Genomic DNA, 21,090 nt, shown 5'->3' with positions numbered 1-21,090 from the left:
TAGTCACTTGGGAGATGACCATGACCAATCCTTTGAAAAACAAAGTGGTAGTCCTCCTGCTGGTGCTGTTTGTGGTGATTATGGTTTTATCAACTACTCCTTGGATAAACAAGATATCCGAGAGCATAAAGTCAGAAGGACTAAATGTAACAGCCGTTTACCTCGGAACCACTGCCCCCAACGGAACGTGGCAGTTTAAAGTTGAAGACAGAATACTAACTGACTGTGCAGTGGCTTACGTTTACAACTACACCCCTCCGGGGAAGCTTATTGTTTATGAAATGGATTCTAAAGCATTCCGGGTAATTAACCCCTCGGAAGAAATGCCTTCGTTCGAGTGCAGTGGAGAGCTGACATATGGGTATCTCACTGCAAACTTCACAGAACCCCCCAACACGCTAACCATAGACGTCTGGGTCGGAACAACTTCGACAAACGATGGATACATATACTTCCGCCAGATTGGCGACTGGATGTTCATAAATGGCTCGTACGTTGGATATAAGGCTCCTTCTTTGAGCAACAACTACATGCTGATGCCACTCGAAGAACTGGAGAAAATAACAAACTCGACTGGAATCCATTTAGTCAATCGCCGCTGAGGTACTCCAGAGTATCTTCAACAAACTCGTCATGGTCTTCTTTTTCGACTTCCTCTAGCTTAAGGCGAAACTCATCACCCAGTGACCATCTTATGGCGACGTCTCCTCTGTTGGTTTCCACGATAACAAGACCAAACGGGGCATCTCCCATCCAGTGATGCTTTGAGAATATCACTTTAAACCCCAACTTTTTCAGTTCATCAAGTATCATCTCGTAGGTTCTTGACGGGTTGTGGGGACTTCGAGCAAACCCAATGTAGGCCATCTTTACTCACCTGTGTGAACTATTGGTCAGAATTTAAAACCTTTTCGGTTTCCCTAACAAAACTTAAAAGCCAAAGCGCAAACTTTTCATCATGAAACCAAAACCCCTCCCAGAGAAGGCCTTGAAGCTGGGGAAGAACATTATCATAGCGGACGTTCATCTCGGCTACGAAATCGCAATGGCCAAAGAAGGGTTCTACCTCCCCCGGGTTTTCCACGACGTTGTGAAAAGCTTGAAAAACCTCCTGGAGAGAGAAAAGCCGAAGAGGTTAATAATAAACGGAGACTTCAAACACTCCTTTGTTCCGGAGTGGCGGGAAAAAACAGAACTCCGGGCTTTTCTCGAAGAGGTATCTCCACTGGTATCTGAGGTAGTCCTCGTGAGGGGCAACCATGATGTCGGCATTCTCTGGCTGAAGGAGCTTGGCGTTGAGATCGTGGATGAACTTGAAATTGGGAAATGGAAGCTCGTCCACGGGCATAAACTCGTGGAAGGCAAAAACTTCATAATAGGACACGAGCACCCCGCAATAAGGCTGAGGGACGAAGTTGGAGCCGTTATCAAAGTGCCTATATTTTTAATGGGGAATCATCTAATAACCCTGCCAGCGTTCAGCCCCTGGGCCTACGGCAACGATGTTCTGAGGGAGATTGTGTCTCCTTTCTTAAAGTACAGACGGGAAGACTTCAAGGTTTTAGTACCGGTGGATAAAGAAGTTCTCGACTTTGGAACTCTATCAAAACTGCAGGAAGCCCTAAAAAGGCTGTAGCAAAAAGTTTAAACACCGAAGTTCAGAATAGAATGGAGGTCGAGGAGATGAATCTTATAACGTATATCGCGTTCTTCGCCTATGCCCCCGCGCTCGCCATACTCTGGTACTTTTATCACAAGGACAGATATGAGCCCGAGCCGAAGAGATACGTAGTGGCAACGTTTCTACTCGGGGCCACCCTATCGGTGGGAATCGCATACATCCTTGAGAGCGTGCTCACGGTAGGGGGAATAATCAAGCCAATACTGCCTACAACGGCCTTTTACGTCGCGCTAGTGGCCGGAATTGTTGAAGAGCCCGCAAAGGCACTCGCAATAAGGTATCCCTTCGCGGCAGGCCAGATGGACGGCATTATGGACGGGCTTGTCTATGGTGTCGCGGCAGGTCTTGGGTTTGCCGCCACGGAGAACTTCCTTTACGGACTCGGCTGGGGAGTAGGAGTCACAATAGCGAGGGCATTCCTAACGCCCTTTGCTCACGCCACATGGAGTGCCATAGTCGGTGTAGGATATGGGCTGGTGGCTGAGGGAAAAGCGTATTCAACGGGGAGCTTTCTAGCTTTAGCCATGCTCCTGCACGCAATCTGGGACTATTTTGCATTTCTGAGTGCAAGAATTCCAGCATACAACATAGTGCTGATATTCTTGATCCTGCTCAACGCGGCTATACTGCGCTACTTCCTCATGCTGGCCGAAATAGAGGAGAGAAGCAAAATCTGGTACTACCTATTCAGGAGGGGAATGCAATGAAAGGGAAGAACATCCTGGATGATGCCCTATTTGAAGCGAGGCCTTACGTCGAATACTGGGACAGGCTTAAAGAACTGGTTGAAAAACTGTGGGAAGAGTCTACGGATGAAAAAAACTTTATTGAACTCATCAACGAGGAAATGGAGCGGGCCGATGAGCCGTTCAAAACAGACCTCAGAATATTCCTGCAGAAGTTTGCGGCACTGATCAGCGAATGAAAGGGGTGATCCAGGATGAAAGGCTCACGAGTGGTTCTAGCAGTTCTCATAATCGGCTTAGTGATCCTCGGAGGGTATCTCTACACCACTACTAGAGCCAAAGAACACTCCCCCGAGATAGATACCACCAGAGCCCAAATTCTAGCATACCTTGGGGGGCTAGACTGCTATTCATATCAGGAAAACATCACCACCACCATCGGGAACGAGACCACAGAGTCCACAATAAATGGAGGCAGAATTTATGGGACGTACTACTTCGAGGGTCAGCGCTCCGGACTGCACTGGTACGCCGTTATTATCAACAACACGCTGAAGGAGCGCATCATAACGAACGAGACAACAAAGGACGTTAACATAACTCTCTCGAAGGATGGAAAGGCTCTGTCTTTATCAGTCGATCCCGTTAAAATAGGCCTCCAAGCTGTGGGGGCTGGGAAACTTGTAGAAAAGGGCAAGAACAACATTACGTATACCTTTGATATAACAGTGCCCCCAAGCCTAAACATCGAGATGAACGGTACGGTCACAGTCTTCTGGGATGGTGAAAGAGTCACCAGACTTATGTTCAACGTGGAAGTGGGAACACAGGGCAGACAAACTGAAAAGCGGACAATTATCGCCATTATCAGAGAGGAGTGCAGGAAACCAGAATGGTTTAAGAAGGTACTCAGGTAATTGTTTGTTTTGTTATTGTCTCACAATGAATAATCCAGTTCTTTTGTTTCTTTTCCGTGTCCCTGTTCAACATTTTAAACCAGGCGGGATGTTATAATAAAAACTTCGAAAAGTATTTAAACATCTATTCTATGTGTTCTTGACAACAACTTTAGGAGGTAACAACATGAGAAAAATTATTGCAGTACTCCTCCTCGGGATGTTGGCAATTGCAAGCGGATGCATTGGAGAAAAGGCAGGACTAACTAAGGAGAAGGTACTAACGGCCATTCAGAACATAGAGACTGCCCACTACAACGAAAGCTTCTCCATGAACATGAATGTATATGACCCTAACACCAATAAGACACTCAACGTAATGATGTCAGGTAATGCGAGAGGAGTCTTCAATAAAAGTGCCGGCATTGAAGTTGGCAATATGAGCGTGACCACTCGCACTATGGGAATGAACATCAGCATGAACTGGCCATACTTCGCTAATGGTTCCAATGTATATTTTAAGATTGACGGCAAGTGGTACCTCGTCCCCTCAAACAACGATCTCTATGACAAAGCTAAAGGTTCCCTAAACGTTGGTTATATAGAAAAGCTCCTCCAAGAAAAAAACGTGACGTTCAAAAAGCTTGGCGAGGAGTATGCCTTTCGCGTTAACGTGACGTTCTGGGAATTCGTCAATGCAACTAACCAGAGCGCATACCTAAATGAAATGTGGGGTCCCCTCTCTGATAATATAACGGTCAACACGAACACTGGGTGGGTCGAAGTCCACTTCAGAAGCGATGGGACTCCGACGTTTATTGAGACCTACATGAACCTGACAATAACCTTTGATATATCCCCCCAAGAACCTGTAACAGTGCGCGAGGTAATTCACGATTCAACGATCCTTTCGGACATAAACAGGCCCGTCAACATATCAACTCCGGAGGGAATAAAAAGCGCTGGGAACTTTGAGGAAGTATTTGGATGAGAGGGGTTAAGCCCCCCTCGTGGCCACTATTTTTATTCCCTCCCACTCCGCAACCACCTGGCCAACGTTCACAGGGGCCTTGAGCTTCAGCTTTGCCAAGAACCTCATCAGCTCTGGGATCTTCTCCTTTGGAACTGGCTCGGCAGTTTTGACGCTCACCGTAGGGAGAGCACCCCCCTCAACGGGAATGACGGTCATGACAACCCTTTTTGGACTGATAACCTCCTGAACTGCCCACTCCATTCCCCTAGGACACTTATATCCCCTGACCTCTTTGACCTCGCCGTTCTCGACCTCAACTTCAATGGAGCATCCAAGGGGGCAGACAATACAAGTAAAGCGGTATATCATGCTCTCACCACCTCAACGGTGAGCTTTTCGCTGGCTTTCTGAATTTCCTTCGCCCTCAGCTTCAGCCGTATCATCTCGGCGGGTTTGACAACTGGGAGCCTAAGCTTCTTTCCAATCCCAGGAATCCTAAGCTCAACGTTCTCCATAGGCCTGGCAACGCGTAGGTACAGGTAAACATCGTGGTCGCCGCTGAGGTAGTGAGGAGCTATCAGCCGGACGTTCTGACCCTTCTTAACTTTCACCCACTTCTTGCTCTCGATCCCACCGTTTTCGATAAACTCCTTGGCACCTTCAGCAGCAAGCTCTCCCTGTTCTGCAACATAATCCACGAGGTCGTTTATGAGAAGGGCGTTTCCGGCAACAAAAATTCCAGGAACGGTCGTCTCGAGCCTGTCGTTCACAACCGGGCCACCGGTAGCTGGGTCTATCTCGACGCCAATCTTCTTGAGCTTCTTGACGTTCGGGACTAATCCAGCTGAGATCACGAGCGTGTCCGCCTCGATCCAGAACTCGCTTCCGGGAACTTCGTTGAGGTTCTCATCCACCTTGACTACCTTGACCCTCTGAACTCTACCCTTTCCGCGGACTTCAACTACCTTGTGGCTCAGGTAAAGCGGGATGTTGAAATCCCTCAGTATCATCACGTTCCTCGCAAGACCACCGGGGTAGGGCATAAGCTCAACAACTGCTTTTACCTTCGCACCTTCGAGGGCAAAGCGGCGCGCCATTATTAGGCCAACGTCGCCAGAGCCGACGATGACGATCTCTTTGCCGGGAAGGACACCGTAGATGTCCATGAGAGTTTGTGCCTCTCCAGCCGTGTAGATTCCAGCAACACGGTCTCCGACTATGCCGATTTCAAAGGCGTGTCTCTCTCTCGCGCCTGCAGCGTAGATGATAGCCTTCGCCCAGACCTGATAGACTCCAGTGGGCGAGGTAAATATCACCACCTTCTCAAGGTCGGAGTAGTTCTTTATCTCAAGTACTCTCGCCGCTGTCCGGTACTCAACGCCAAGCTCTACGAGACGCTTCGCAAGTCTCGATGCGAACTCCGGGCCTGTAAGCTCCTCTTTGAAGTAGTGGAGGCCAAAGCCTGGGTGTATGCACTGCGGGAGGATTCCGCCCAGATAATCGTTCTCGTCGAGGAGGAGAACGTTGAGTCCAAGTTCCCTCGCCTTTATGGCAGCCGCCATTCCCGCTGGCCCGCCGCCGATGACAACAACGTCATAGGAGAGAATTGGTATCTGCGGCATCGGCTCCATCATGCGTCCTCCCCCCTGAGGAAGGTCTTAACGTCGCCTATCCCAATCTCGCTCCCCCTTCCCTTGAGGGTTATCTTCCAGGGCTCGACGCCGTATTCCCTGGCCAAAAGCTGAACGATCTTGGGCCTGCAGAAACTTCCCTGGCAGGTTCCGGTTGTTGCTTTAGTCCTGAACTTGACGGAGTCAACGCTCGGAGTCTTAACGCCTATGAATTTCATCCTCTCAATGGCCTCAAGGATGTCTCCCTCGCTGACGTTGTTGCACCTGCACACTATCTTTCCGTAAGAGGGATTCTTCTTTATCAGCTCATTCGCTCTCTCCGGTGGGAGCATGAAGAAGTGCGTTATCTCCTTCCTGTATGGGTTCCACTTCTCTTTCTCAACGAGTTTTATCCCGAGGTCGCGCTGTATGATGTCCCTGACCTCGTAGGCTATGGCGGGAGCGCTCGTTAAACCAGGCGAACGTATACCCGCGACGTTTATGAAGCCCCAAATCTCTTCTGCCTTGATTATAAAGTCTCCTCCGGTGGGCTCAGGCCTCAAACCTGCAAAAGTCCTTATCACCTTGCTCTTCGGCGGGAGGTTTGGCCAGAGCTTTTTAGCACCTTCCCAGACTTCTCTAAGCCCTTCCTCCGTCGTGGCAAGGTTGTCCTTTTCCTCTGGTGGCAAATCTTGTGCGTTTGGCCCTATCATTAAATGACCGCTTATCTCAGTGGTAACAACTATTCCCTTGCTTATGGGCGTCGGTGTTGGGAAGAGAACCCTCCTCGGACCCGGAACATCGTCGTCAAAGAGGTAATACTCTCCCTTCCTCGGGTGTATCTCAAAGTACTCTATTCCAGCCATTCTGGCAATTTCGTCGGCGTAGAGACCGGCGGCATTTATTACAATGTCTGCCTCAATGAAGCCGTGGTTTGTCTCAACGCCCTTAACTTCACCATTCTCAACCTTTATGCCCCTAACTTCTGTCTCAAGGTGGGTTTTAACACCATTCTCAACTGCATTCTCAACAAGGGCTATAACTGCCGGGATGGGGCTTATCTGCCCAACTATTGGAACCCACAGGGCGCCTATTGCCTCCCTCGTCAGGCCCGGTTCGAGACGGAAGAGCTCATCCCCCTCAACAATACGCATCTCGGGAACACCGTTTCTCCGTCCGCGCTCCAGAAGCTTCTCAAGCTCGTCGAAGTCCTCTTCCTTCGTAGCAACTATCAAAGCCCCGTTCCAGACGTGGGGAATCTGGAGCTCCTTCACCCACTGGTGCCAGAGACGGTTTCCCCTAATGCATAACTTTGCCCTCATTGGGTACTTGTCCGGGTCATCGTCGTAGCCGCCATGTATCAAAGCTGTGTTCGCCTTGCTCACGCCCCACCCGACGTCAGGGGCTTTCTCAATGAGATGAACCTCAAGGTTCTCGTATTTGCTCAAGACGCGCGCTATGCTAGCACCACTTATTCCAGCACCGATGATGACAACCTTGGTCTTCATGCTCACACCTCCAAACTAAAAGGAGGAACGGATTTTCAGGTTTTAAAGCTTTCCTTAACCTTTAGTTTCACTTAGAGAGGGTTAAAGAACGTTTTCAGGCACAAAAGGGAAGAACAGAGGAGAACACCATTCCAATGAATAACTTAGCACATTCAGGAGGTAGCTTCAACGACCTTTGCCCATCCCCTGGCCCTCTTCACTGCTTCTTTCCACCCGCGGTAGAGCCTTTCCCTTGTTTCTTCGTCCATGTTCGGCTCAAACACTTTCTCAGCTTTCCACAGCTCGGCTATCTCCTCAACACTGTCCCAGTAACCTACTGCGAGTCCGGCGAGGTAAGCTGCTCCAAGGGCTGTTGTCTCCTTAACGACGGGTCTGATGACTCTCCTGTTCAGGATGTCTGCCTGGAACTGCATGAGGAAGTCGTTCTTAGTGGCCCCACCGTCAACGCGCAGGTCTTTAATCCCAACAAGCTTCTCCATTTCCTCAACAACATCCCGAGTAAGGTAAGCTATGGCTTCAAGCGTCGCCCTTGCGAGGTGCTCCCTACCAGTGCCGCGAGTTATTCCGATTATCAGACCGCGGGCAAACTGGTCCCAGTAAGGCGCACCGAGACCCACAAAGGCGGGAACAAAGTACACACCTTCGTTACTCGCGAGTTTTTTAGCGAGTTCCTCTGTTTCTGAGGCGTGTTTGATTATCTTTATTCCGTCTCTGAGCCACTGGACAGCGGCACCTGTAACGAAGATGCTCCCCTCTAGGGCGTAGTTTACCCTCCCGTTAAGACCCCATGCTATGGTAGTTAGAAGGTTTTCGGAATAGCGGACCATCTTGCCGGTGTTGGCCAAGATAAAGCTCCCCGTCCCGTAGGTGGCCTTAACCATTCCCGTCTCGAAGGCCGCCTGGCCGAAGAGGGCCGCCTGCTGGTCGCCAGCGTCACCGCTCACCGGGATCTCAGCGCCGAGAATTTCCCTTTTCGTGAAGCCGTAGATCTCACTCGACTCCCTGACCTCGGGAAGGACGCTCTCAGGAATGTTGAAGAGCTCAAGGAGTTCCTCGTCCCATTCGAGCTTTTTGATGTTGAAGAGCATCGTCCTTGAAGCGTTGGAGTAGTCAGTAACGTGCTCTCCAGTAAGGCGATAGATAAGGAAAGTATCAACCGTTCCAAACATTACCTCGCCCTTCTCAGCTTTTTCTCGAAGGCCTGGAACATTGTCGAGGAGCCACTTGAGCTTTGAGGCAGAGAAGTAGGCATCGGGAACGAGACCGGTTTTCTCCTTGATCATCGTCCCGTATTCCCTCTTGATGTCTTCTATCATCTCTGCTGTTCTTCTGCACTGCCAGACTATTGCGTTGTAGAGTGGCCTTCCTTCTTTGTCCCACACGAGCGTCGTCTCGCGCTGGTTGGTAACTCCTATCGCCGCTATCTGGTTCGGCTCGATTTTAGCCTTCTCGATCGCGGTCTTTATCGCCCGAATCTGGGCATCCCATATCTCCTCGGGGTTGTGCTCGACCCATCCTGGCTTTGGATAGTGCTGTGGAAACTCGTACTGGCCCATACCGTGGATGTTGCTCTCCCTGTCGAAGATTATCGCCCTGGCAGAAGTTGTGCCCTCATCGAGAGAAAGTATGAACTTCTCCACCATGCCTCACCTAAGGAGAATAGAGAAAAGGGGACTTATTAGACTTGCTCATCTAAGTCCTAGCTTTTTGAGATACTCTATCATCCTCACCACGTCGTTCGCTATGACCACTTCAAAGAGCCCCTTCAGCTTGGCGAGGTTGTCGTCCTTGTAAAACAGAACGTCGTTTTCAGTCCACAGGACAACCTTCAGGCCCAGAGAACGGGCCCACTGAATTGCCTGGAAGGTTTTTTCAAGCCCGATTATGGGAATTGCTTCCATGGGGACGTTCACCGACCAGAGGTTGAGCTCGTCCTTGAGCTTCGGGATTAGAGGCACTACCTCCTCGCGGTCTATGAGGAGGCCCATTGTTGTCTCATCGTCGTACTTTCTGTACTCGCGGAGGGCATCTATATCGAAGGATGATATCATTACCCTATCGGGGTTGTTCTCGGCGACGATTTTAGCAACCTCGCGGGCGGCGTCTCTGTCCTTCACCTCAACGTTCACAAGCGCATCCTTCGGAATGGCCTCAAAGACCTCTTCAAGAGTCGGGATTCTCTCACCCTGTCCAACATCCGCTTTCTTGAGTTCTTCGAGGGTCATGTCTTTCTGCCTGCCCTTCATGTTACTCGTCCGGTCTATGGTCTCGTCGTGCATCACCACTACGCGCCCGTCCTTTGTAAGCCAGACGTCCAGCTCTATGCCGTCCGCACCTGCCCCGACCGCCTTCCTGAAGGAGAGAAGGGTGTTTTCGGGATAGTCGCTCATGTACCCCCTGTGTCCGAGGACGATAATCCTATCGCGCTCCCACATAACAACCGCCTCGCGTTCAATACGCATCGTTCATAAAAGCTTTTCTCAGCCTCGCTGGATCGTCGGAGATGACCGCATCAACAAATGGTAGAAACCTTGGGACCCAGGTTAGCTCGTCCATCCTGTAGTTCCAGAGGAAGATCTTAAGGCCTCTTTTTCGGGCAGTCCGGAGAATCGCCACCAGATTCCTGAAACCAACGTATGAAACTGCATCTATCGGGACGTGGACGGAATAGAGACCTCTCAAAGTCGGGAGAACAATAGCGTTTGAATAACCGGTTATTGAGAAGCCCACCCTGCAGTCCGGACACTCAGAGATCAGTTTCTTCACAATATCAGGATTATCCGCTGAAAACACCGAGGATGCAAAAAGAGAGTTCTTCTCAACCAGGCTCAAAAGCGGTTCAACGGCTTCAGGTTCTTTGACATCAAAATCGAAAAAGCCCGAAACACTCCTGATCACTTCCTTAACGCTCGGAACGAGCTTTCCAAGAGGGTGAAGGCGCTTTAGATCTTTAAACGTCAGCTCAGAAACCAGATAGTAATTTCCATTGCTCCAGAAGCCCCCATCGTGGTGGACTACAAGCTTACCATCTACAGCAACCCTGACGTCCATCTCAACACCGTCCGCCCATCTAAGGGCCCTTTTGAAGGCTGGAACGGTATTTTCGAGCTTTCCCCTGACGCCCCGGTGTCCTAACGTGAGCACTTCCATCCTGCCCGATTATGTTCAAAAAAGCCTTAAAAACCCTTCTATCCACAGTTTTAGAGATTACTCTAGCCTCTATCGTCTGGGGGGATGAAAATGGTGGAGTTCAAATACAGCAGAATATTCCTGCTCGGTTTCGGTTTCTTCGGTATAAGCATAATATGGGCACTCTACAACGCTTACATCCCAATATTCCTGCAGGACACCTTCCACATGAACAGGACGATAACGGGCTTCATAATGACGATAGACAACCTCTTCGCCGTCCTGCTCCTGCCGTTCCTGGGTGCGCTCAGCGACATGACACGGACTAGGCTTGGAAGGAGAAAGCCGTACATCCTGCTTGGCGCGCCATCAGCGGCGCTGATGTTCGCGCTCATTCCCGTGGCGAGGGAACACGGTAACCTTGCTCTCTTCATGGGCACGATAATCTTCATGAACTTCTTCATGGCGTTGTTCCGCTCACCGGTTGTTGCATTCATGCCAGACATAACCCCCAGCGAAAAGAGGAGCCAGGCTAACGGCATAATCAACTTCATGGGAGGTCTCGGCGCCCTTCTAGCTTACTTCGGCGGCAAAGTGCTCTACGATATGAACTACGCTTACCCCTTCTATGCGGGCGCCCTTATAATGCTCCTGGCCAACCTGCTGGTTGTGCTCTTTGTCCCGGAGCCCGAAGAGTACCGCGTTCCAGGCAAGAAGATAAACATAATGGAGCTCCTGTCTGAAACATCCCACAAGAGCTTCGGCGAGCTCAAGGAGAACCTCAAGGACGTCTTTGCCAGCCACGAGAAGAGCCTTATGGCGATTCTCCTAGCGATATTTTTCTGGTTCATAGCCTTCAACTCCCTTGAGACGTTCTTTACCAGCTACGTCAAGTACCACCTCTATGGAATCCCAGTGGGAGCCCCTGAAACCGAGATAACCAGAAAAATAGAAAGCACGGGTGCCTTTATGCTGGGAATGTTCAGTCTCAGCTTCATGATCTTCGCAATACCGGTAGGGTTCCTCGGGGCGAGGATAGGGAGGAGGAAAACGATAACCCTCGGCCTCCTCACGGTGATCGCAATAATCCTTGCAGCGTTCTTCATCGGTGAAACATCCAAGCCGCAGGATGTTGCCCTTACAGACCCCGTTATCATGAGGTTCATGGGCCTGTTCTTCCTCGGCGGAATAGGCTGGGCCATGGTGAACGTCAACTCGCTCCCAATGGTCGTTGACATGACCGTGAACGAAAAGGTCGGCGGATACACGGGGTTGTACTACTTCTTCAGCCAAGCAGCCAATCTGGTAGCACCGCCTTTCGCCGGTGCACTGCTGGATCTGATAGGCTACGAAACTCTCCTGCCGTTTGCAGTGGCGTTCTTCCTGCTGGCATTGATAGCAATGCAGTTCGTCAGACGGGGGGACGTCAAAGGAGGTGCTGAGGACGCTTACGAGTACGTCCCCGATATGGACTGAATTCTCTCCTTCCCTTTTGTTATTTGGAAACCTCCTAGTGCGCAAACCCGAAATTGTAAAAAGTAACAACAACCAGAATTTTGTCTAGTCTGGCTATATTTAGTAGAACAACGAAAATTAAGGAGGTGTTAACATGGAATCCGAATCGAGCCAAAAGGTTGTGAGGAAGGGCTTCAGCTGGGGCCTTGTCCTTGGTCTCGCCCTGCTCGGATTCAGCAGGAGCGTTGGATGGGCACTCAACAAGGGTCTGTCTTTCCCGCTGCTCTCAAGTTATACCCAGTCAGCGTTTGTTAAAGGCACGATCCTGGCCCTTGAGGGGCTTATCGGAATACTTGTCCCACCGCTCCTCGGCTATTACAGCGATACGCTCAAGTCGAAGCACGGAAGGAGAAGACCTTTCATCATGATTGGAGGCCTTCTGGCGGGCATAGCGGCCATAATGATATACACCGCCTACGCTATGGGCGTCCCCCTGCTCGGCTTCGCCCTGACTCTTGCGTTGTTCTACCTCTCGATGCACCTCTATACGGCCCAGTTCAGGGCCCTTATGCCCGACACCATCGAGAGCGGGAAGCGCGGTACAGCTAGCGGTGTGATAACCCTGCTTGAGTGGGCCGGCAACCTCTTCCTCTTCGGGCTGGCCGGCTACCTCATCGCTAAGGCCGTGGCGATGACCGGAGAGAGCGAGGGAATAAAGGCACTCACCCAGACGCCCTACCTCAAGATACCCTTCCTCGTCACGGCGTTCTTCCTCATAGGTGCCGCGGTCTTTGTTTACCTAATCGTTAGAGAACCTAAAGCACCCGACATCGAGGAGAACGAGAGCCTTGGAGAGTACCTCTGGAGCATCGTCAGGAACAGGGACTTCCTCAAGTTCTACGCGGCGCAGACCCTCTGGTGGATGAGCTTTGAGTTCATAGCGGTCTTCCTATACGGAATCCTCGCATTCATACTCTACGGTTCAGCAACGGAAGAGAACATCAAAGCGGTAACCTCCCTCGGTCTATACCTGATGGCGCTCTTCAACGTCACAGTGCTTATCGGCGCCCTTCCTGGGGGAATCATTTACGACAAGCTAGGCAGGAGGCTGAGCATAGTCCTTGGCGGCCTCATCTTTGCAATCCCCCAGATATGGGGATGGTTCATAACGACCAAGGCCCAGATAACGATAACCCTTGGAATAGCGGGCATAGGCTGGGGAATCCTCATGGCGGCATCATACCCTGTAATCGGCGACCTCCTGACCAAGTTCGAGAGGGAGGCCTTTACCGGCAGGTACTACGGCTTCTTTGAGGCCACCCGCTCCCTTCCGGTACTCCTAGCAGGAACGATCGGTGGGGCAATAGTGGATTTAGCCGGTGAGAACTACAGGGTGCTCTTCCCGATAGGTGCTCTCCTCGTCCTCTTCGCACTGCCAATGGTGTGGATGATGAAGAATCTCGACGTCGAGGGAGGGAAGGAGTGATGGGATTGCTCCTTTTCATTTTTGTTCTTGTCCTCATTGTTTTCCTCGCGTTTGTGGCCTTCGTCGGCTACAAGATGGTCAAACCTCCAAGGCTGGTTGAAGACTGGACACCGAAGGACTTTGGCTTTGACTACGAAGATGTCGAGTTCACAACGGAAGATGGAGTTAAGCTCAGCGGCTGGTGGGTTGACAACGGGAGCGACAAAACGGTCATCCCGCTCCACGGTTACACCGCCAGCAGATGGTACCCCCTCTACATGAAGCCGACCGTTGAGTTCCTCCTGAAGGGAGGCTACAACGTCCTCGTCTTTGACTTCCGTGCCCACGGAAAGAGCGGGGGGAAGTACACAACAGTTGGCGACAAAGAGCTCTTGGACGTCAAGGCCGCCGTGGAGTGGCTGAAGAAGACCCACCCGGAGAAGGCAGGCAAGATTGGACTCATCGGATTCTCAATGGGTGCAATGGTCACCATAAGGTCGCTCGCTGAGATTGAAGACGTCTGCTGCGGCGTTGCCGACTCACCTCCGATGGACCTTGACAAAACCGGGGCAAGGGGCCTGAAGTACTTCGCTAACCTTCCAGAGTGGCTTTACGTCTTCGTCAAGCCATTTACGAAGCTCTTCAGCGGCGGAAAGGAGATACATCCCATTGAGTACGCGGACAGAGTTAAGAAGCCTATCTTCCTCATAGCTGGAGAGAAAGACCCCCTAGTTAAGGTTGAAGAAGTCAAGGAGTTCTACGAGAGGAACAGGAAGATCAACCCGAACGTTGAGCTTTGGGTTACCGATGCACCCCACGTCAGAACCCTCAAGTTCCACCCCGAGGAGTGGAAGGCAAAAGTCAGGGAATTCCTCAGGAAGTATCTCTGAGGTTTCTTCCTTTATTTCCACCCTACCCTTCCAGCGTTGTTATACTCAGACACCCACGGCACGTTTTGCAGTGTCGGTTCCGTGGAATTCAAAGGTGTTAAATGGCTCAGACGCCAGATTGTTAATATCCATCACAAGGTTTTAGCAGAACTTAATGACTTTTAAACTATTTGCAAAAAACCTAAATACAACCAGACCATAGATATCCACGGTGGGAGGCATGGATCTAGCCCTATTCATGGAAAGGTACGGGTACAAACTTATTCTTACTAGGAGTTTTCGGGGGGCCTCTTCCTAGCTCTCTTTGGCGGAATAATTCGCGGCCTGATGGTTCTGGGATTCACCAAAGGGGAGGCAATACTCTTCATAGCGCTGCTCATCATTGTGACCTTGATTGCCGCCTTTGTGGGACATTTCATGACTAGGATAACCGGCATACATGGGAGAACAAGGTACTTTGGCCTCTTTTGGTTAAAACGGAAATGAAAACTGAAGAACCTAGAAAGAACGGACTGTGGCCTCGGCTAACCCTCTTTTCCTCACCCTTCAGCGTGGCTAACGCTCGTCATCGGCCGAGAAGAGTTGGAGTGAACCTTTTAAAAAGCAACCGGAAAATAAGACGGGGGATGAAGAGCGTTTACCGGTCTGATAGCTGCTGGATGAAGAGACTGGCACTGGCCGACCCCTCACTTTTCTCCAAGGAGCGTCTCAATGATCGCGATTATCTGATTGTGGACGGTCTTAACGTCATCCATCGCGTTGATTATCTTCATTTCAGGGAACATCTCGGCCAGCTTTAGGTAGTTCTCCCTGACCCTTCTTTGGAGCTCGAATATCTTGTCGAACTCGCTCTTTACCTTCCGACTCCTTATCCTGTTCATGCTCTCCTTTACTGGAAGATCAAGGAGAAAAACTATGTCAGGCTTTACGGCAAAGCGGTTGAGGTCTATGAGCCACTCAAGGTCAAGACCCCTCGCCCACTGATATGCGAGGGACGAATAGAAGTAGCGATCGGATATGACGACCTTTCCAGCCTCAAGAGAAGGCTTTATCAGCTTGTCAACATGCTCGGCCCTGTCGGCGGCGAAGAGAAGGGCCTCTGCCTCGTGGCTTATTTTAGCCCCGTCTATTATCCCTTCTTTACCGCCCGTAAGAACGAGCCTCCTTATGAGCTTACCAAAAGGAGTATCTGTTGGCTCTTTTGTTAGAACAACATCGTATCCCCTGTTTTCGAACCATTCTGCCAAGAGTTTTGCCTGCGTGGACTTGCCGGCGCCGTCTATTCCCTCGAGTACGATGAACACCAGTGCCACCCCCAAAATAGGACAGATAGTAGAGAAGGAGCAACTCTTATAAAACTGCCGCCCTCACTTGAAGATCCTCTTGAGGTAGTCAAAGAGGGACCACATGCTTGCAAACGTCTTCTCTTCGCCGTCCTTGTAGAACTCGGCTATTCCGTCCGGTCTGAAGCGCAGTCCAAAGGTGTAGTCGCCCTTGTTCAGCTTGTGGAGGAAGACCTCCTTCGGTTTCGGCGGGATGTAGCTGGTCATCATGTCGTTTATGAGCTCGACTTCGAAGCCAAAGTGCTCACTGAGCCTCGGGAAGAAGAGCACCGCAGGAGTGTTCATAGCGTCCACAAGGGCCTTTCCACCGATCTTGAAGTTGTAGCGCTTGAAGAGGTCGTGAAGGAAGTCGTCAAGGGCGTTTGGATAATAAACCGTAGCCCCTATATCATTCGGATGGGCCTCTATAAAGCTCCTGCTCTTCAGGATTGCCTCAACTTCATCAACGTCCAGACCGTTTACCTCAACCCTAACGCCCCCGTGGTAGTAAACGTAAGCTAATGGCATACCCTTGCTGTGGGCAAAGTCCTTTAGCGCTATAAGCGGGATGAGCCTCACGTCCATTATCGTTGAGCCAGTACTGACTATGCCAACGACCATGGCACGCTTTCCATACCTCGATATCGCCCTGCCGTCCCTGCCGACTATTACTGTCCCCTGGGCCACGGTACCAACGGCCCTTCCCAGAAGGGCAAGCTCTTCGGGGTTGAATTTTTCAGAGTAGTATAGCTCCACTTCTTTCACCCCCATGTATCACCGTGAGTGTTTAAAATTACTCCATTTTTGAGGTTATCGGTAGCTTTCGATGTCCGTATTTATTCGTCAGAGTACTTAAACCTACCGGCAAACTATTTTAATACATCGGGGCATCCCCTCTGGAGGCGGTATCATGAACGCTCTTGAACGGCTTGAAAAGCTCCTTGATAAGGAACAGTTTGAAAAGATAAAGGCCATAGACAACCCGGAACTCCACGAGTTTCTGGCGGACTGGATTGAGTGGCTCGAGCCCGATAAAGTTTTCGTTTGCACTGACAGTCCCGAGGACGAGCAGTACGTCCGCTGGAAGGCCCTCTACTACGGCGAAGAAAAGATGCTGGAAACGCCAAACCATACTGTACACTTCGACAACTACTACGACCAGGCAAGGGACAAGGCAAACACTGCAATTCTTCTGCCTGGGGGTAAGAAGCTCCCATACATAAATACCAAGGACAGAGAAGAGGGCCTGAAGGAGATACGCGAGCTGATGAAAGGGATAATGAAGGGAAAGGAACTCTTTGTGTGCTTCTTCGTCCTTGGGCCTAAAAACTCGATATTCACGATCCCAGCCGTCCAGCTCACCGATTCGGCCTACGTTGCCCATTCCGAGTTCATCCTCTACAGGAAGGGCTACGAAGAGTTCAAGCGCTTGGGCAGGAGTGCGCACTTCTTCAGGTTCGTTCACAGTGCTGGTGAACTAGACGAGAGGAAGACGAGCAAGAACATTGACAAGCGTAGGATATACATTGACCTCGAAGACGAGACGGTCTATTCCGTCAACACCCAGTACGGCGGAAACACGATAGGCCTCAAGAAGCTTGCTTTCAGGCTCACAATCAAGAGGGCCGTTGAGGAGGGCTGGTTGAGCGAGCACATGTTCCTGATGCGCGTGAACGGCCCGCACGGCAGGAAGACCTACTTCACAGGTGCTTACCCGAGCATGTGCGGAAAAACGTCAACCGCCATGATACCCTGGGAGAACATCGTCGGCGACGACCTGACTTTCATCCTGCCCGTGAATGGAGTTGCTAGAGGAGCGAACGTCGAGAAGGGTGTCTTCGGCATAATCCAGGGCGTAAACCCGGAGGACGACCCGATAATCTGGCAGGTTCTCCACTCCCCAGTTGAGATAATCTTCTCCAACGTCCTCGTCAAGGGTGGAAAGCCCTACTGGAACGACATGGGAGTAGAGATCCCAGACGAAGGCGAGAACCACAGCGGGAAGTGGTGGCGCGGAAAGAAAGACGCTGAGGGCAACGAGATACCGCCGAGCCACAAGAACGCGCGCTTCACCGTTTCACTCGAACACTTTCCGAACGTCGATATGGAAGCCCTCGAGAGTCCCTGCGGCGTTGAAGTGGGCGGCATGATATTCGGCGGAAGAGATGCCGACACATGGCCTCCGGTAAGAGAAGCGTTCAGCTGGGAGCACGGAGTCATAACAATGGGTGCTTCCCTTGAGAGCGAGACCACTGCGGCAACCCTCGGAAAGGAAGGAGTTAGGGTCTTCAACCCGATGGCGATCCTCGACTTCATGAGCGTCCACCTCGGGGACTACCTCAGGAACTACCTTGAGTTCGGCAGGAAGCTCAAGAAGGCCCCGAAGATATTCGCAGTCAACTACTTCCTCCGCGAGAACGGAGTCTGGCTCAACCACAAGCTCGACAAAGCCGTTTGGCTCAAGTGGATGGAGCTCCGCGTACACGGCGACGTTGATGCGATAAAGACCCCAATCGGCTACATCCCGAAGTACAAAGACCTTGCCAAGCTGTTCAAGGACGTACTCAACAAGGAGTACACGAAAGAAGACTACGAGAGGCAGTTCAAGATAAGGGTTCCGGAGCTGCTGGCGAAGATAGACAGAATTGAGGGGATATACGAGAAGCTCGACAACGTTCCCGAGGAGCTTTTCCAAGTTCTTGAGGAGGAGAGGAAGAGGCTTCTTGAGGCCAGGGAAAAGTACGGTGACTACATAAGCCCCTTTGTCCTTGGGGGCGAGTGAGCTTCTCTCCCTTTTTTCGTCATTCGACGAGCGGCAAGACTTTTTAAGTCCCTTTTCTATTTGGTATCACCAAAGATGATACATAGGTGATGGCTATGGTAAACGTTTCCAATGCTGTTGAGGATGAAATAAAGAAGAAGCTCCCGTATCCGCTCGGAGACCTCGTCGATCTGGCCTACAACTACTGGTGGAGCTGGAACAGGAGAGCCACGAAGCTCTGGGAGTACATCGACCCTGAGCACTGGAGGGAGTACAAGAACCCGGTAAAGCTACTTCTCGACACTCCGGAGGAGCGCTTTAAGGAGCTCGTCCGCGATGACGACTTCATGAACCTCTACGAGCTGGTTATGGATCAGTTCCACGCCTACATGAACCCAAACTCAACCTGGTTCTCTACGAACTACCCCAAATGGGACAAGCCCATAGTCTATCTCTGTATGGAGTACGGAATAAGCAAGAGCCTGCCAATTTATTCCGGCGGCCTTGGAATCCTCGCCGGCGACCACGTGAAGACCGCGAGCGACCTGGGGCTTCCGTTCATAGCAATAGGCCTTCTCTACAAGCACGGCTACTTCAGGCAGGAGATTGACAAAGACGGCAGGCAGGTCGAGATATTCCCCGAGTACAAGCCCGAGGAGATGCCGATAAAGCCCGTCCTCGACAGGGAAGGAAAGCCGCTTCGCATCGAGGTTCCGATTGAGGATAGGATTATCTATGCGAGGGCCTTCGAGGTAAACGTCGGCAGGGTGAAGCTCTACCTCCTCGACACTGACGTCCCCGAGAACAGCCCCGACGACAGGACGATCTGCGACTACCTCTACAACGCCGAAATGGACAAGAGGATAAAGCAGGAAATCCTCCTTGGAATCGGTGGGATGAGGCTTCTTAAGGCCCTGGAAATTGAACCGGGGGTCATCCACCTCAATGAGGGGCACCCGGCCTTTGCGAACCTCCAGAGGGTGGCCTGGTATATGGAAGAGGGCCTAACTTTCACTGAGGCCTTAAGCATCGTGAGAGGAACTACAGTCTTCACAACCCACACGCCGGTTCCGGCCGGCCACGACAGATTCCCGATTGATGAAGTGAAGAAGAGGCTCGCAAAGTTCCTTGAGGGCAGAGAAGAGCTCCTCGAACTCGGAAGGGAGGGCGACCAGCTTAACATGACTCTCCTTGCCATAAGAACCTCCAGCTACGTGAACGGCGTCAGCCAGCTCCACGCCGAGGTAAGCAAGAGGATGTGGAAAGACCTCTGGCCGGGCGTTCCGCTCAACGAGATACCCATCGAGGGAATCACGAACGGCGTCCACACCATGACCTGGGTACACAATGAAATGAGAAAGCTCTTTGACAGGTACATCGGTAGGGTCTGGAGGGAGCACACAAACATCGAGGGCATATGGTACGCTGTTGAAAGAATTCCAGACGAGGAGCTTTGGGAAGCCCATCTCCAAGCTAAGAGGGAGTTCATAGAGCTCCTTAGGAGGAAGGCCATAGAACGGAACAAGAGGCTCGGGATAGACGACCCGATACCAAACATAGACGAGAACGCCCTCATAATAGGCTTTGCGAGAAGATTTGCAACCTACAAGCGCGCTACCCTCCTCCTCACTGACCTTGAGAGGCTGAAGAAAATCTTAAACAATCCCGAGAGGCCGGTTTACATTGTCTTCGGCGGCAAGGCCCACCCGAGGGACGAGGGAGGAAAGGAGTTCCTCAGGAGGGTCTACGAGGTCTCCAAGATGCCCGAGTTCAGGGGTAAGATATTCGTTATGGAGAACTATGACATGGGCAGCGCGAGGCTGATGGTGGCTGGCGTTGATGTGTGGCTCAACAACCCACGCAGGCCAATGGAAGCCAGCGGGACGAGCGGAATGAAGGCCGGGCTGAACGGTGTCCTGAACGTCAGCATCTACGACGGCTGGTGGGTCGAGGGCTACAACGGAAAGAACGGCTGGGTCATCGGTGAGGAGACCACCGAGCCGGAGACAGAGGCGGACGATCCGAAGGACGCGGAGAGCCTCTACACTCTGCTTGAGGAGGAGGTCATCCCGACATACTACGAGAACAAGGCAAGATGGATATACATGATGAAGGAGAGCATAAAAAGCATAGCCCCGCGCTTCAGTACTCACAGGATGGTCAAGGAATACATGGACAGGTTCTACTCAAAGGCCATGAGCAACTACATCTGGCTCACGAGGGAGAACTACAGCGGTGCAAAGGAGATAGCGGCGTGGAAGGACAGGGTTACCTCTTCATGGGACAATGTGGAAATAATGGACGCCAAGGTAGAGGGCAACAGGCTTAAGGTAAGGGTCTACCTCGACGGTCTCAAGCCAGAAGACGTTGAGGTTGAACTCTACTACGGCGTCAGGGCACAGGGCTACGAGATAGAAAAGCCTCACATCGTCGAGCTGAGGCATCCTGAACAGGTGGGAGAAAACGAGTGGCTCTACACCTACGAAGGAAATGCCCTCAGGCACCTTGGAGACCCGTGCTGGCACTACGCGGTAAGGGTCCATCCACACCACGAAAAGCTTCCTCACAGGTTCCTGTTGGGCCTAGTTAAGTGGAGGGGGCTTGACTGATTATTCCATTTTTCCTATTCATAACAATCTGTTCGATTTCAGGAACAAGAATAATACTCAGTAACACGAGAGGTTCTTAAAGACATAAAATTAACAAGGACAATA

20 protein-coding genes are annotated in these 21,090 nt (G+C 51.3%); 11 read left to right on the top strand and 9 right to left on the bottom strand.

Annotation, left to right across the window (positions count from 1 at the left end):
* The first annotated feature begins 14 nt into the window (after positions 1-14).
* Positions 15-602 (top strand): hypothetical protein, encoded by a 588-nt coding sequence (locus tag A0127_RS08220; RefSeq protein WP_156471184.1) that lies wholly within the window; start codon positions 15-17, stop codon positions 600-602.
* Here A0127_RS08220 and A0127_RS08215 read toward each other — a convergent pair.
* Positions 589-867 (bottom strand): hypothetical protein, encoded by a 279-nt coding sequence (locus A0127_RS08215; RefSeq protein WP_062390241.1) that lies wholly within the window; start codon positions 865-867, stop codon positions 589-591. The two genes, A0127_RS08220 and A0127_RS08215, sit on opposite strands and share 14 nt — an antisense overlap.
* Positions 868-958: 91 nt before the next feature.
* Between A0127_RS08215 and A0127_RS08210 the strand changes: the two genes are divergently transcribed.
* The 5 genes from A0127_RS08210 to A0127_RS08190 all read left to right on the top strand — a co-directional run bounded on the left by A0127_RS08210 (position 959) and on the right by A0127_RS08190 (position 4,254).
* Positions 959-1,636, top strand: coding sequence for a metallophosphoesterase (locus A0127_RS08210; RefSeq protein ID WP_062390238.1), 678 nt, complete (start codon positions 959-961; stop codon positions 1,634-1,636).
* 47 nt (positions 1,637-1,683) lie between these two features.
* Positions 1,684-2,388, top strand: coding sequence for a PrsW family intramembrane metalloprotease (locus tag A0127_RS08205; RefSeq protein WP_062390236.1), 705 nt, complete (start codon positions 1,684-1,686; stop codon positions 2,386-2,388).
* A complete protein-coding gene (locus A0127_RS08200) occupies positions 2,385-2,606 on the top strand; it encodes a hypothetical protein (RefSeq protein ID WP_054841622.1) in 222 nt (73 codons plus the stop codon). Before A0127_RS08205 ends, A0127_RS08200 begins: the two co-directional genes overlap by 4 nt.
* A gap of 15 nt (positions 2,607-2,621) precedes the next feature.
* Positions 2,622-3,284, top strand: a complete 663-nt coding sequence (locus A0127_RS08195) for a hypothetical protein (RefSeq protein WP_062390234.1) — start codon at positions 2,622-2,624, stop codon at positions 3,282-3,284.
* A 166-nt stretch (positions 3,285-3,450) separates the two neighbouring features.
* Entirely contained in the window at positions 3,451-4,254 is an 804-nt protein-coding gene (locus A0127_RS08190) for a hypothetical protein (protein ID WP_062390232.1), read from the top strand.
* Between the two features lie 6 nt (positions 4,255-4,260).
* Here A0127_RS08190 and A0127_RS08185 read toward each other — a convergent pair whose 3' ends face one another.
* The 6 genes from A0127_RS08185 to A0127_RS08160 all read right to left on the bottom strand — a co-directional run bounded on the left by A0127_RS08185 (position 4,261) and on the right by A0127_RS08160 (position 10,504).
* Positions 4,261-4,605, bottom strand: coding sequence for a DUF1667 domain-containing protein (locus tag A0127_RS08185; protein ID WP_062390230.1), 345 nt, complete (start codon positions 4,603-4,605; stop codon positions 4,261-4,263).
* Positions 4,602-5,867, bottom strand: coding sequence for an NAD(P)/FAD-dependent oxidoreductase (locus A0127_RS08180; RefSeq protein ID WP_197463607.1), 1,266 nt, complete (start codon positions 5,865-5,867; stop codon positions 4,602-4,604). The genes A0127_RS08185 and A0127_RS08180 overlap by 4 nt, the downstream gene beginning before the upstream one ends.
* Positions 5,867-7,354 (bottom strand): NAD(P)/FAD-dependent oxidoreductase, encoded by a 1,488-nt coding sequence (locus A0127_RS08175; protein WP_062390228.1) that lies wholly within the window; start codon positions 7,352-7,354, stop codon positions 5,867-5,869. The genes A0127_RS08180 and A0127_RS08175 overlap by 1 nt, the downstream gene beginning before the upstream one ends.
* Positions 7,355-7,506: 152 nt before the next feature.
* On the bottom strand, positions 7,507-8,994 hold the full coding sequence (gene glpK / locus A0127_RS08170) for a glycerol kinase GlpK (protein WP_062390903.1): 1,488 nt from the start codon (positions 8,992-8,994) through the stop codon (positions 7,507-7,509).
* Between the two features lie 48 nt (positions 8,995-9,042).
* On the bottom strand, positions 9,043-9,789 hold the full coding sequence (locus A0127_RS08165; RefSeq protein ID WP_062390225.1) for a glycerophosphodiester phosphodiesterase family protein: 747 nt from the start codon (positions 9,787-9,789) through the stop codon (positions 9,043-9,045).
* Positions 9,790-9,805: 16 nt separating this feature from the next.
* A complete protein-coding gene (locus tag A0127_RS08160; RefSeq protein ID WP_054841259.1) occupies positions 9,806-10,504 on the bottom strand; it encodes a glycerophosphodiester phosphodiesterase family protein in 699 nt (232 codons plus the stop codon).
* Between the two features lie 90 nt (positions 10,505-10,594).
* On the opposite strand from A0127_RS08160, the gene A0127_RS08155 reads away from it, so the two are divergent.
* The 3 genes from A0127_RS08155 to A0127_RS08145 all read left to right on the top strand — a co-directional run bounded on the left by A0127_RS08155 (position 10,595) and on the right by A0127_RS08145 (position 14,293).
* Positions 10,595-11,959 (top strand): SLC45 family MFS transporter, encoded by a 1,365-nt coding sequence (locus A0127_RS08155; RefSeq protein WP_197463574.1) that lies wholly within the window; start codon positions 10,595-10,597, stop codon positions 11,957-11,959.
* Positions 11,960-12,092: 133 nt separating this feature from the next.
* Positions 12,093-13,424, top strand: coding sequence for an MFS transporter (locus A0127_RS08150; RefSeq protein ID WP_062390223.1), 1,332 nt, complete (start codon positions 12,093-12,095; stop codon positions 13,422-13,424).
* On the top strand, positions 13,424-14,293 hold the full coding sequence (locus A0127_RS08145) for an alpha/beta hydrolase (RefSeq protein ID WP_197463573.1): 870 nt from the start codon (positions 13,424-13,426) through the stop codon (positions 14,291-14,293). Before A0127_RS08150 ends, A0127_RS08145 begins: the two co-directional genes overlap by 1 nt.
* Before the next feature lie 686 nt (positions 14,294-14,979).
* On the opposite strand, the gene tmk is transcribed toward A0127_RS08145, so the two are convergent.
* On the bottom strand, positions 14,980-15,597 hold the full coding sequence (gene tmk / locus A0127_RS08140; protein ID WP_062390219.1) for a dTMP kinase: 618 nt from the start codon (positions 15,595-15,597) through the stop codon (positions 14,980-14,982).
* 63 nt (positions 15,598-15,660) lie between these two features.
* The gene (locus tag A0127_RS08135; protein WP_062390899.1) at positions 15,661-16,371 is read right to left on the bottom strand and encodes a phosphohexomutase domain-containing protein; all 711 of its coding nucleotides are present in this window, start codon (positions 16,369-16,371) and stop codon (positions 15,661-15,663) included.
* A 154-nt stretch (positions 16,372-16,525) separates the two neighbouring features.
* On the opposite strand from A0127_RS08135, the gene A0127_RS08130 reads away from it, so the two are divergent.
* Together A0127_RS08130 and malP are read left to right on the top strand one after the other, a co-directional pair.
* Complete coding sequence (locus tag A0127_RS08130; RefSeq protein WP_062390217.1) at positions 16,526-18,397, top strand: phosphoenolpyruvate carboxykinase (GTP); 1,872 nt, start codon at positions 16,526-16,528, stop codon at positions 18,395-18,397.
* Between the two features lie 95 nt (positions 18,398-18,492).
* Entirely contained in the window at positions 18,493-20,985 is a 2,493-nt protein-coding gene (gene malP, locus A0127_RS08125; protein ID WP_062390215.1) for a maltodextrin phosphorylase, read from the top strand.
* The last annotated feature ends 105 nt before the right edge of the window (positions 20,986-21,090 follow it).

The sequence above is a fragment of the Thermococcus peptonophilus genome (genome assembly GCF_001592435.1).
Lineage (GTDB): Archaea > Methanobacteriota_B > Thermococci > Thermococcales > Thermococcaceae > Thermococcus > Thermococcus peptonophilus.
Note: the sequence above shows the minus strand (reverse complement) of the source record. Positions and strands in the feature narration are given on the sequence as shown.